11 protein-coding genes are annotated in these 13,077 nt (G+C 49.7%); 4 read left to right on the forward strand and 7 right to left on the reverse strand.

Going from position 1 to position 13,077, the window contains the following annotated elements:
* Positions 1-347: 347 nt before the first annotated feature.
* From ACO08I_RS15150 to ACO08I_RS15180, 7 genes are all read right to left on the reverse strand, one after another.
* Entirely contained in the window at positions 348-1,337 is a 990-nt protein-coding gene (locus tag ACO08I_RS15150) for a 3-keto-disaccharide hydrolase (protein ID WP_421946356.1), read from the reverse strand.
* Positions 1,338-1,383: 46 nt separating this feature from the next.
* On the reverse strand, positions 1,384-2,427 hold the full coding sequence (locus ACO08I_RS15155; protein ID WP_421946357.1) for an alpha/beta hydrolase: 1,044 nt from the start codon (positions 2,425-2,427) through the stop codon (positions 1,384-1,386).
* 179 nt (positions 2,428-2,606) lie between these two features.
* A complete protein-coding gene (locus tag ACO08I_RS15160) occupies positions 2,607-3,857 on the reverse strand; it encodes a YCF48-related protein (RefSeq protein ID WP_421946358.1) in 1,251 nt (416 codons plus the stop codon).
* 138 nt (positions 3,858-3,995) lie between these two features.
* Complete coding sequence (locus ACO08I_RS15165; protein ID WP_421946359.1) at positions 3,996-7,244, reverse strand: VPS10 domain-containing protein; 3,249 nt, start codon at positions 7,242-7,244, stop codon at positions 3,996-3,998.
* Between the two features lie 243 nt (positions 7,245-7,487).
* Positions 7,488-8,138 carry a hypothetical protein gene (locus tag ACO08I_RS15170; RefSeq protein ID WP_421946360.1) on the reverse strand — a complete coding sequence of 217 codons (651 nt, stop codon included), beginning with the start codon at positions 8,136-8,138 and terminating at the stop codon, positions 7,488-7,490.
* Between the two features lie 50 nt (positions 8,139-8,188).
* Entirely contained in the window at positions 8,189-9,103 is a 915-nt protein-coding gene (locus tag ACO08I_RS15175; RefSeq protein ID WP_421946361.1) for an Rpn family recombination-promoting nuclease/putative transposase, read from the reverse strand.
* 62 nt (positions 9,104-9,165) lie between these two features.
* The gene (locus tag ACO08I_RS15180) at positions 9,166-9,603 is read right to left on the reverse strand and encodes a winged helix-turn-helix transcriptional regulator (RefSeq protein WP_421946362.1); all 438 of its coding nucleotides are present in this window, start codon (positions 9,601-9,603) and stop codon (positions 9,166-9,168) included.
* Between the two features lie 232 nt (positions 9,604-9,835).
* Between ACO08I_RS15180 and ACO08I_RS15185 the strand changes: the two genes are divergently transcribed.
* The 4 genes from ACO08I_RS15185 (at position 9,836) to ACO08I_RS15200 (ending at position 13,048) form a co-directional block, all read left to right on the forward strand.
* Entirely contained in the window at positions 9,836-10,624 is a 789-nt protein-coding gene (locus tag ACO08I_RS15185) for a hypothetical protein (protein WP_421946363.1), read from the forward strand.
* 213 nt (positions 10,625-10,837) lie between these two features.
* On the forward strand, positions 10,838-11,707 hold the full coding sequence (locus tag ACO08I_RS15190; protein WP_421946364.1) for a DJ-1/PfpI family protein: 870 nt from the start codon (positions 10,838-10,840) through the stop codon (positions 11,705-11,707).
* 21 nt (positions 11,708-11,728) lie between these two features.
* Positions 11,729-12,220: a hypothetical protein gene (locus ACO08I_RS15195; protein WP_421946365.1), complete on the forward strand. Its 492-nt coding sequence runs from the start codon at positions 11,729-11,731 to the stop codon at positions 12,218-12,220.
* Positions 12,221-12,226: 6 nt separating this feature from the next.
* On the forward strand, positions 12,227-13,048 hold the full coding sequence (locus tag ACO08I_RS15200) for an SDR family oxidoreductase (protein ID WP_421946366.1): 822 nt from the start codon (positions 12,227-12,229) through the stop codon (positions 13,046-13,048).
* The last annotated feature ends 29 nt before the right edge of the window (positions 13,049-13,077 follow it).

The raw sequence follows: 13,077 nt of genomic DNA on the forward strand, positions 1-13,077 counted from the left end.
ATTGGAAAATATAGAAACCCTCAGATTAAACCAAATAATTTGAAATTTTTTATTTCTGCTATTTAACAGTCAACTTATCTTCTCCCAAATCCATTACCTCCATTTCAGACACCAAACTATCCTTCAAAGTCCTAACCTGAATGATTTCCGTGCAAGCATTATAGTCCCATTTCCCTTCTTCCATATAGTGGCATCCAGTGGATGTAAGACCATATATTCACTTGCCCTCGTCTTTTAAAACATAAACCGCCCTGAATCTGCTGAGGCTATGTGTGAAGCGTTCGGCATTGCAAGCCTGCTCCAAACATAGCCTCAGCAGATATAGGGACAGCCTGAGTTTAGAAAGATCAGTTCACCGCAGGCGTCACTACAAACTTGCGGAAATCAATTGGCCCGTGATCGCCCTGAATCATGATCGGGCCGGGCTCGCCTTCGTTGCTGTCCAGTGAGCCACCGGTGATGCCGGGGATGGGCCGGTTAGAGATCACTTCCACCCCATTGAGCACTACCGTAACGTGCCTTCCCACCAGGGTGATTTCGTAGGTCTGCCACTCTCCTGGCGCTTTCGCCGCGTTAACCGTTGGTGCAATAAAACCATACACGCCACCGATGCTGACATCATCCGCTCTTCCCTTGGAGTCCTCGATCTGAATCTCATGACGGCCGCGGAGGTAAATGCCGCTGTTACTGCCTTCGGGGTAGCGGAACTCAATGCTGAGCTTGAAGTCATCAAACTTCTGAGTGGAGATCAGGTTGCCGCCTTTTTTGGTATTCATCATGACCCCATCAACCATCTTGAACTGATTATTCTCCGGGATGATCCAGCGGTCCATGTTCTCAGTGAGCAAATTGATGGGCGTGCCCCATACCGGTGGCTCCTCCCTCGTCAGGCTTGGTGCCCGCACACCGGTAAATTTGAGCTTATTGCCATCGAGCATTTTATAGCCCGAGAGCTTGTCGTCTTCCAGGCTGAACTCAAAGTAAATATCGTCAATATCCATCCACTGTGGCGGAATGGTAAAGTGGTACTTGTCTTTAGCTTCATCGTAGTGGATTTCAGCAATAGGGCGGGCGCTGCCTTCGTACCCCACGTAGTAGCCCACGAGCGTAGAGAAGCCCGACAGCTTCACCTGCAGCCATCCCGGGAAGCCCTTGGACGACATCAGCCCGTGCCTGAAAATACCGAGATTTTCCAGTTGGTCTTTCTCCATTGTGATGGTGAGGTCCCATTTGCCAATCAGTTCCGAATCACTCTCCACGCGTTGTGCGGAAAGGGTGGAAAAAGCCATCACTGCACAAACTACCAGAAGTAAAGCTCTTTTTAAATCCTTCATCATTATTCCTTTTGTTTTGGTTATGGTAAAGAAGTCTTGAAATAAACCATTATTTATGGTTTTCCAAAAAGGGATGGAACCGGGTTAAAAACTCCTCCGGTTTTTCTACAAAAGGCGTATGCCCGCAGTCGTCGAAAACCACTTCGGTGTAGGTGCCCCCATTGCGCTGATACTGTTCGAGTACGTAGCGGGTTTGGCTGACCATAGGTTGTGGCGGATAGACATCCTCGCCAGGGTAGTTGGGGATCAGCCCCAGTTTGCCAAGTGTGCCAAAGTCGAACAGGGAATTATCCGAAACGATCTGATCCTCGGCGCCACGTATCCATAAAACAGGAGGCTTAGCTTCGGCATGAATGAATTTTTCCACCGACGCCCCGATATACTTAGGTGAAGTGGAATTGATAGGCCCGTAATTCCCGGGAGCCACGAAGGGGTAGTTTTCGGAAGGCACAAAGTCGCCGGGGTACCTGGTGTCGCCTGTCTTCTGGCTCAGCAGCGAGCTCAGGTATTCTTCCTCTCGCTCTGGCTTGAAGGGCGGCTTCCAGTAAAAGGTATTCATGACTACGCGGGGCGAGGCTTGCGGGTTATCGCTCCCCCTGTCCTTTTGGCCCATTAATTTGGCAAATTCAGGATTGACAATACCTCCGCCTGAGCCGGCAAAGTCAGCATAGTTGGGTGTCCCTTTCTCGTCTTTCGTGCCCCCAAAGCCAAAGGGGGAGCCCGGAGCCACCAAAGTAGCCGACAGCACGCGTTCGCCTTCTTCAGCAATGAGCGGGAACAGGAATGCCCCGCCCAGCGAATGCCCGGCAATATGGTACTGTTCAATGCCAAGCGCCTCGCGCAAAGCCTGAAAGTCCGCTACCCAGTCGGCCATGCCACGGGTCGCATCTATGAGTTGGTCTTCCGTATCGCCGTAGCCGCGCAGGTCAGGCGCTACGCCCCTGAAGCCTTCGGGCAGATTCTGCATGGTTTCTTCCCAAAAGAAGGAAGAGCTGCCATTGCCGTGGATGAAAAATACAGGGGTGCCGCTTTCGCGGAAAAAGCGCACAAACTGCTTCAGGCGGGGCGTGGAAATCGTTTTGTTGGTTAGCATTGGTATCATTTATGATTGAGGGTAAGCACTAATTTAGCGAATATGGACATATCAGAGCCACGCTATGGCAGATAAATAATCATTGATTTGCCCTGTTCTTTTAGTGGAAATATTATCAAAATGAAAGCCGTTGTATCTCAGATGAATGGCGCCGGGCTTCTTCTCTTATTACAGACTTCTTATCGCACCACTATCGGGACAGAAAACAGCCCTTCATTCAATTGAAGGCCAACCAGAAAATATCCGTTCCCGTGAGTGGTTTCAATGGGAAAACGATGTGTGCCAGCAGGTAACCTTCCGTTAAAGACACGCTGAACCAGTGCCCCTTTGCTGTCATATAAGTTTAGGTCTACATTATTAACCTTCGGGAGTTGAAAAGAAATGGAAGCTTGCTGAAAAGCCGGATTGGGCGTTACCGCTAATAAGGGATCAAACCGGCGTTCAGCGGTTTCCCGGGACGTTTGGGCAACGACCATAGCAGTATCTACGTATTTATACACCTGATGACCAGCGGCGTAGGCGAATGTAGAGTCAAATACCTGAAACCGATTGTAGTTACCTCCAAAAGGGACATATTCCCAATCGTCCCCCGCATTTTCTGTTGCCAGAAAGCCCGGATTATATCCCCCGATCCATCCTTTTGCCGGGGTGACAAAGCCAACGCCCTGAGCATTTCCATCAGGTACAGGTTTTTCTATCCAGGTGAGCCCACCATCATTGGAATACGGTAACGAACTTTCGAAACCAAAGGTCTGGACTGAAGCAACGACATGTTGTTCATCAATAAATTGGAGTTTCCATACAAAATCACCGGGATTTCCCGTGCTGTACAATTCTTCCCAATCCTCTCCTCCATTAGTAGTGCAAAGAATGATACCACCATTTGTACCTTTCCCACAAACAAAACCTGTGTCTGACGAGATGAAATGTACATCAACCAAGGCATTTGCATACATACTGAGGTCAAGTGCCTCCCAACTTTCGCCCCTATCGTCTGAACGAATGAGAAAGGCTGGTTCAAACCAGGCCCCCACTGCGAAGAAGTGCTGATCATCCAGCCATTGCATACCGCAAATACCGCTTGGCACGATGGGCAACTGAGCCGTAATATCTATCCAATCTGCTCCACCGTTTTCCGTTTTCAGAAAAACATTGTCCAGTGTTCCTGCAAACCCGAGTTGGCTGTCTGCAAAACCTACACTTCTTAAGTAATAGGTATTCCCATATTGCAGCTCCCAGGTGACAGCTCCGTCGTTGGTGTAAAAGATTTGTCCACCAGCACTTACTGCCCAGCCTGTTTCACGGTCTGTAAAGCAGATATCCTCAATCCGCCCATTGTTAATCGTTTGTCCCATGGTAAACCATTGAGGCTGTGCTTCCATGCATAGGCAACAGAAGAGCATAAGACAAAAGGTAAGTCCTTTTCTCATGATGATGTTTTAGTTTTATAGCTTTATTAGATTTTATTCCTTTTTGCAATAAGGGTGGCAATAATAATGGCAACGCCAATTCCGGAGGTGGCCCTCAGCACGCCAACTCCGGAACCCTAAACCGGGAAAAGCAGCATTTTAATCCAACCCTTCCACCCAGGGGCCTCCGGACTTAACAATCAGCGCTCCGATTTCCTTAGCCTCCCCTTTGAGCCGCATCAGCTTATCGTTCATGGATTGCCACTCAGATGTGATAATCCCGACCGTTTCCAGGTGGGTGGGCGTCGGGCCGTAGGTAGAGGTGGAAATGCCCCGGTTCAGCGCAAAAAGCCGGCTGCCGATCGTCGGCTTCCCTTTTTCGCCAATCTCATTTTTAGCGGGATTGCCATTGAGCTGTGTGTCGAGGGCATCGAGGCCTGCCTGCAGAGTAGCGATGCGCTCCAGGACTTCACCACCGACCGCAGAACTTGATGCCGCCTGGAATAACCTGGAACTCGCTTTGCGGGCGTTGGACAACTGCACAGACAGGGTATTCACATCCCGGGTCAGCTGTTCGTATTTTCGCCAGAAGGCGACCACCTCTTCCATCGGCTTACCCTGCAGCGCGGGTTCGCCCAGGCGTTCCACCTTCACGTCTACCGGGCCCGCCAGGCGGATGCTCTTTCCTTGCTCGAAGGCGTGAAGAGTTGCCGTATAATCGCCGGGCGCAGCCAGCATAGCCGTCAGAGGCTGTTCTTTGCCATCGAGCATCAGCGTTCCGGAGCCGCCTACCCGTAAGTTCCAGGCTACACGGTTGAAGCCGGGCTTATTCTCCGCTTTTACACGGTTGACGACCCGGCCCTCCGTATCCTGAATCTCCAGATAAACATAGGGCTTCATTTCCCGGGTTTCTGCTTCGAGCGCCGCCCAGCCGGGGAAGACAAGATTCGTAGCCAACGAATCTTCCAACGCTTTGCGTACCTGCTCCAGGCTCTTCACTTCTTCCTTCAGGTAGTAGGTCAGCACTGCCCCGAAATCAGGATTGGGCGCCACGAATAGCTGGGAGCCCTGTGAGCCTCTTACATCGTCAAAATCAAGCACAGATTTCTCCATGTACCACCAGGCTTTCCGGGGCTCAAACAGGCTGGCCGGTTCCTGTAGCTGCTCCTTGTTTACGCTTCTGAGGGCGGTGTAATCATCCAGGATGTAGAAGCCTCTGCCGAAGGAAGCCGCCACCAAATCATTTTCCCGCCGCTGTATGGCAAGGTCGCGGAAGGAGATGGTGGGAATCCCCCCGTTCATCTCCGTCCAGTGGGCGCCTCCGTCTACGGTGAAATAGACGCCAAACTCTGTGCCCAGGAACATTAGGTCTTTCTCCACATGGTCCTGCACAATGCGCCAGACCAGGTTTTTCTCGCCCAGCCCATTGGACATGGCCGTCCAGGTCGCGCCTTTGTCCGTCGTTTTGAACAGGTAGGGCTTGTAGTCGCCCTCCTTGTGGTTGTCCAGGGCTACGTAAAAGGTACTTTCGTCAAACAGGTCTGCTTTGATGTCATTGACATAGCAGCGCTCCGGTATGCCAAGGGCGCTGACTTCGATCTTTTTCCAGTTCGCACCTTCATCGGAGGTAATCTGTATCAGGCCATCATCGGTGCCGATGCAAATGACCGATGCGTTCTTCGGCGAGACCGCGATAGAGGTGATGGTGTTGAAATTAGACATCGCACCTACATCCCAGGGAGAATCCCAGCTCTGCACTGCTCCCATAATGGGCAGCGCCAGCCGCTCCTCATCTCTGGTCAGGTCGCCGGAAAGGGCGGTCCAGGAGTCGCCACGGTCGGTGGATTTCCAAAGCCGGTGGGAAGCGTGGTAAATCGTAGTCGGTACATGCGGAGACACCAGAATGGGCGCATCCCAGTTGTAGCGCTCGTAGTCTTCGCCCGCCCCGGGCTGCGGCATGATGTCAATGACCTCGCCCGATTTCAGGTCGATGCGGGAAAGCGTACCCTGCTGCCGCTGCCCGTACATGATATCCGGGTTGCCGGGCTCCGTTGCCGGCTGATGGCCATCCCAGTTCAGGACCACCTTCCAGTCGGCATTGCGGATGCCGTGGTGGTTGTCGGTGCGGGAGGGCCCGCCTTCCGTGCTGTTGTCCTGTGTGCCTCCGTAGACATTGTAGAAGGGCTCGGCATCATCGACTGCGACTTTGTAGAACTGCGTTAGCGGTAGGTTTTCCATGTAGCGCCAGGAAGCGCCCAGGTCAAAACTTTCGTAAACGCCGCCGTCCGTACCCACCAGCAGGTAGTTGGGGTCAGATGCTTTGAAGGCTACGGCGTGGTTGTCCCCATGCTTGGCCGTTTCGTCCATATTGGTGAACGTTTTGCCGCCATCTTCCGACTTCATCAGGCGGCTGTTCATCAGGTAAAGCCGGTCAAATTTGTGAGGCGAAGCAAAGATCTCCTGATAGTAGTGCGGCCCGGTGGCACCGGCTACAGCATCCGACATCTTCGTCCAGCTGCCACCACGGTTGTCGGACCGCCATACGCCGCCCTTGGTGCGGTTGAGTTCTATAGCAGCGTACAGCACATCGGGGTTTTGGGGAGAGATAGCCAGCCCGGTCTTTCCCCATTTGCCTTTCGGCAAACCCGTCTCCAGCTGCCGCCAGGTATCGCCGGCATCATCAGAGACGTACAGGCGGGACTTTTCTCCACCGCCCATCCATGCGGCTACTGTGCGGTGGTGCTCCCAGGTCACGGCGTACACCCGGTCGGGGTCACGTGGATCGTAGACCATATCGGTCACGCCGGTATACTGATCGTCGCCGAGGGTTTTCTTCCACGTCTTTCCACCATCCGTGGATTTAAAAAAGCCCCGGTCGCCGCCCGGGCTCCACAGCGGGCCCTGTGAAGCGACCATGATGACATCCGAATCGTCAGGGTGCACAATGATTTTGGAGATGTGCTCGGAGTTCTTCAGCCCCATATTTTCCCAGGAAGCGCCCCCGTCGAGGCTCCGGTAGATGCCGTCTCCGAATCCGGCGTGCCGCCCGCCTACATTTTCACCCGTCCCCACCCACACCGTGTAGGGATTGTTAGGGTCAAGGGTTACGCAGCCAATGGAGTAGACCGGCTGATCGTCAAAAATGGGGGTAAAGGTGGTGCCGGCATTGGTGGTTTTCCAAACGCCTCCCGAGCCTACTGCGACGTACCATACGTTCTCGTTGGTCGGGTCAATAGCCAGGTCGGCAATGCGGCCGGACATAAAGGCCGGGCCGATGCTGCGGAATTTCAGCTGGTCAAACAGTTTGGAGTCGATGCCCTGTCCACCGGTTGGCTTCTTTTGCGCAAAGCCCTGCGGGGCAGCAATAACGAATAGGAACAGGAAAGTGAGTATGGAGCAATGTTTCATTAGAACAAGATTGGATTGACAATTTTGGTGGATCAGAACTGCAAAATAGCCAAATTTGGTTTTCTGAGCTATCCATCCATAGGCTTATCCAACCTTGTATATTCTTCTGAGACGTTATAATGATTGATTTAGCGCAGAGACCTGATGGTGAAACAGGGTGGGATTGGGGTAGCGCTTGCCCGCTTATTGCTTCAAAAAAGCATGTCAGCAGTTCGCTTTCCTGTAATTGGGTGGCATATTGAATCATCCACCCTGATTGTAAACATTCAACCTCAAGACCGCTTCGATCAGTTCATTTGAGAGGTAGGCATCAACAGGCACGTTTGGCGTATTCTTTCCATCTTTCAGTATCTGAGCGATTTGTTCCAGCGCAATATTGTTGAGTATGGTGTCAACAATTCCATTAGCAGAGGTCTCCTCGATCAGGTCATTGTATCGACCTTCATCATCGGGGAATAGCTGTTTATCAATCTCAATGTTTTCAATGATCAGATTGGAATCCGCTTTTAAATAGTGCTCATACAACTGGTCGACTTTGAGCAACTCGATCTTTTTTATTTCAAAATACGAGCTAAGGGCTTTCACCGCAGAAAGTATTTTGTACTGCTCACTATTTCTGGCGATGTACTCATTATACCATTTCACACCCATGCTGCCACTTATGAAGCCAATAATAAAACCTACATCCCAGCCAGGAGGGGTGCGTTCTAATTCTTTCTTTCTGATAGCAACAATTGCACTTCGAAAGGCAGCCTTCAAGTCTTCTACCAAAAGCAGTTCGTTTTTAATATGAATTTTCTCATTGGGCAGCGCCTTCTTGTTCCAATCCCTGAACATATTAAACGCTAAAGCTGGAATCTCATCAGTTAGTGGGGACAAGTCGATATCCTTCATTTTCTTCTGCGTTGAAATAGTTTATCCCGGAGGGGTTCTTCCTGGGTCCATCAGGCCTGTTGCTCCGCTTTGTAGGCAGCTATTATTTGCTCCACCTCTTCGACGGTTAATCCAGTGATATCGGCAATATCGGTTACAGGCATGCCTTTTTTGTACGAACGTATCGTTACGGTCCGCTGGTTCTGATCAATGCCTTGCTCGATGCCCTGCTCCAGGCTCTGCTCACGCACTTCCTTTAGGATAGCTTCTTCGATTCCCATAGGTTCTCTCGATTTGGTAATTTTACGCACTTCCTCTTCAAATTTAAGCTTATTCTCCAGATTTTGAAAGGATACGTAAGTGTTGATAAAATTATACAGCCGCCGGATTTTTGCTTTGCTTAGCCCGCACGACAGCAGATGCCGCATCATATCCAACTTGCTGACCAACAGCTGCTGGTCATCTTTGCTGCCTATATCCAGTGCATTGCGAGCCGCCTCGAGGGCAAAGCCAAAGGGGTTACCGGAGGCCCGTAGCTCCTCAGCCGTGTGGTCTATCAGTATAAACGATTGAAAACGATAAATTTGTTCCGTACCTAAAAAATTAGTCCGATAAGCGGTGGCGTGGTAAGCCCGGTTCGTATCCGTATAAATGACGACAGCCGTGACCGGCTTGTTGTACCGGTCAAGGATCCGATAATAATATTGAAACATCCGATAACCAAACTGGTCATCCGGATAGCCTTGTACTTCCACATGTACCAAAAACCATTGTTCCTGCCCGTCCTTTAGCCAAGCCTTGAACAGTTTATCCGCATGCCGCCGTTTGGTATCCGCTTCCGGCATAATTCGCTCCAAATCCTTATCCAAAAACTCCAGCCCCTTGCTAAAGTCTATCCGGTCAATGTATTTGGAGAAAAAGAAATGCAAAAAGTCTTCTGCTAAATCTTCAATAATACCTTTCCAGAGTATATCGCGCCGTATCATGCAGGTAAGATAAGAACAAACTGGATAAAACGCAAATTATTTGAATAATTTTGTTTCAATTGTTACTCATAAACCATTGAAGCCAGCTTTGCCCGGTAGTTCTGTTCCAACGCACTCGCGAATGCAGCTTTATCCCTGCGCATCAACTCCATAGCTTCCCCATCCACGATAGACGGGTTCAGGCCCCTGAGGTGGCTGTCGCTCCAAGAGGCCAATTCCACGAGTATGGGCGTCAGGGCGAGCCCCATATCCGTTAAAAGATAGAGGTTGGTCTTTTTGTTGCCCGGCCGTTTGGTCTTGATGATGATCCCTACCTCCTCCAATAGCTTGAGTTTAGTGGAAAGAATGTTGGTCGCAATGGCCTCCTCACTTTCCGTAAAGTCCTTGAAGGTCTCCTTGCCTTCGACCAGCATCTGCTTTACGATCACCAGCATCCACTTATCCCCTAAGATGTCGAGGGCGGAAGTAAACGGGCAGTCGCATCTGAAATCCTGTGGCATATGTTAAGCTCCTGTTAAATATTGCTTGCAAATTAAAAGTTATTTTGTTTTTACTTGCAATTTGAAAGTTAAAGTGTAATTTTGCTTGCATAACAAAAGTAATAAACTTCAAGCAATGAAAAAAGCAATACCTCTTCTACTGCTGTCGGGCATTTTGGCCTGCTGCAGCCCTTCAACAGCGCAGTCCCCCGCGGCTGCTTCATCTGATCACGCTAATGCAAAACCTTCAACCATGAGTACCAAAGCAACAGTAGGCACTTTCCTTGGCGCCGTTTTACAAAATGACCCGGCGACGATGCGGGAACTGGCCAATGCCGATTATATTCAGCACAACCCATTCATCCCGACCGGGCTCGAGCCTTTCATCCAAATGCTGCCGGTCCTGCAGGAAAACGGCACCACGGCTGAAAACATCCGGATGTTCCAGGACGGCCAGTACGTGTTCATGCACAACATCTGGCGGAATGCCAAGCCCTTTGGGGCAGACGAGATGGTCTCCTTTGATATCATCCGGCTGGATGAGCAGGGCAAGGTAGCCGAACACTGGGATGCCATGACCCCATTAGTGACAGAAACAGCAAGTGGAAGGACGCAGACGGATGGCCCCACTGTGGCAACGGACTTAGATCAAACCGAAGCGAACAAGGCGCTGGCAAGGGCTATGGTGGAAGACATTCTGATGGGCAAAAACCCGAATAAAATTACCGACTACATCAGTGCGGAACAATACGACCAACACAATCCTGGTATAAAGGACGGATTGGCCGGTATCGTGGAAGCCGTTGAATACCTCACTGCTCAGAACAATATGTTCCGGTACACCAAAATCCACAAAGTGCTGGGCGAGGGCAACTTCGTTCTTACGGTGAGTGAAGGGCAATGGAACGGTACCACCAACGTCTTTTACGATCTGCTGCGCTTTGAGAATGGAAAAGCGGTAGAGCACTGGGATGTCATTCAGCCCATCCCCACCGAGGGTTTGGCGAATGACAATGGGATGTTTGGGTTCAAGAACGACTAACGGAGGAGCTTTTCTGTACTTTTCCTAACGTTATATGACGGCTCCGGCCTCAATGGTGACCTTGGTGACTATTGGGGCTGACGTCTTGGCCTAACTTGAAAGATACCTGCTGCACTGCTTTCCGTAATTTCATTTAGCCTTTCCGGGAAATCATTTAATGCCCTCACTTTGCTCAACTGATATTTGTGGAACAAAAGTTAAAAACAAAACGCAATGATCAGGAAAGTACTCGGAATAGCACCCACCAAAGAAAAAAATGGCCCCGGCTATATCCCCTCCCCAATGGGAAGAAAGTTTGGTGTAGACAAAGTAAGCGGTTACAAAGCGACCGATTTTGGGGGCAGGAAGTATCAAGGGAACAAGAAGGTTTTAGTGCTGTGCACCGAAGAGCGTTACTTTGAAATGGCCAATGGAAAGCTCTTTTCCACAGGAAATAATGTGCAGGAAACTATGGTTCCATTGATGCATCTCGTCAATGGAGGGTTTAGTTTTGATGTAGCCACTTCAACCGGTAAACCGGCGATCCTTGAAGAGTGGTCGGTACCCATAAAAGATAAGGCAGTACTGTCATTCCGGGAAGAACATCAAACCAAATTCGACACCCCTCTCTCCCTAAAAGCGCTCGTTGCAGGCAATGCCTTAAAAGGGGATTCGGATTACATCGCTCTTTTTCTTCCGGGTGGGCACGGCTCTATGGTCGGGCTACCGGACGATGAAAATGTTGGCAAACTGCTCCGCTGGATAGAAACCTCTGACCGGTACCTTGTTGCCGTTTGTCATGGCCCTGCTGCTATGATAGCAAAAGACCAAAGCAATGCCCCCAATCCTTACAGAGGGTATAAAATGGTGGCTTTCCCGGATAAATTCGATAAGCAGTCACCTTCACTGGGCTATCTGCCCGGACAGTTGACCTGGTTTCAGTGTGAAGCTTTAGAAAAAGAGGGCATTGAAGTAATCAACGATAAAATAACGGGAGCCACTCACGTTGACAGGAAGCTCATTTCTGGAGATAGCCCCAAGGCTTGTGATGAGCTGGGGAAGATAACGGTTGCCGCCCTTTTTAAAGAATTGCAGGTTCGTTAATAACCCTTTAATACCATATAAATGGAAGTCCTAAAGCAGTTTGAAACTTACATCGCTGCCCAGAAAGCAACGGGAATACAGTTTATTATTTTTGGCGTACTACTTCTCGTAGCAGCAGTTCTTCTACATTTTAGCCAGCTCAATCCGATTACCCAGGGCTTAAGAAATGGCTTTTTTGTAATAAGTATGCTCCTTATTGCCAGCGGAGTGGGTTTTACACTGAATCAGAATAAACTGTCGAAAACGAAAACAGAGGTCTATCAGGCAGATGAGGTTGAATTCAAAAATCAAGAAGTTGAAAGAATGCACGAAGTCCACAGCAACGTACCAAAAATCATTTTTGGGCTATCGGTTACCCTTATACTTTTAATCCTGGCCTTGATGTTTTTCATTCATCCGCCCTTTTGGAAAGGCGTATCCTTCAGTGTAGCCATCTACCTTTTAGGGCTATTAATTCTTGAGTCCATTTCTTTCCTCTCGGTCAAAAATTACCTGGAATCACTTTTAAATTAAACAAGCATGAATAAGACCATTTTAATTACCGGAGCAAGCTCTGGAATCGGAAGAGCTACTGCCAGGTTATTCCAGGCAAAAGGGTGGAATGTGATCGCCACCATGCGTTCACCCGAAAAAGAAACTGAACTTAATGCACTCGACCATACACTTGTTACCCAACTTGATGTACTGGAATTAGACACCATAAAAAGTGCCATTAAGGAAGGCATTGAGCAATTCGGCAATATTGATGTGGTGCTCAATAATGCCGGGTACGGGCTCATGGGCACCTTCGAATCTGCGAGCCGTGAAAGCATCATTCGACAGTTTGGTGTGAACGTGCAGGGGCTATTCGATGTAACGCAACAAGCATTGCCGCATTTTAGAGCAAACAAAAACGGAATGTTTATCAACATTTCTTCAGTTGGCGGAAGAATGACGTATCCGTTAATGCCTTTGTATCATTCCACCAAGTGGGCTGTGGAGGGTTTCTCTGAATCCCTGCGATGGGAAATGGCACAAATTGGCGTAAAAGTGAAGATAATTGAGCCGGGAGGCGTTGCCACCGATTTTGGAGGCCGGTCCCTGGATATGCAGCACAATCAGGAGCTCAGCGAATACAATGCATTCGTAAATACTTTTATGGCTGCCATGGCACAAGCTATGAATCCTGAAACGATGACGCAGCCTGAACAGATTGCTGAAGTTATTTTTGAAGCGGCAACCGATGGTTCGGACCAACTACGCTACAGAGCGGGTGCAGATTGCGAGCAATTGCTGGGGGCAAGAGACAAGATGTCTGATGAGGAATTCTTCGCTATGCAAAAACAGATGATGGGGATGTAAATCCCGCACTACAAATATGCTCGTATGTT

It is taken from the genome of Phaeodactylibacter xiamenensis (genome assembly GCF_965229835.1).
In the GTDB taxonomy this organism is placed as follows: Bacteria; Bacteroidota; Bacteroidia; order Chitinophagales; family Saprospiraceae; genus Phaeodactylibacter; species Phaeodactylibacter xiamenensis.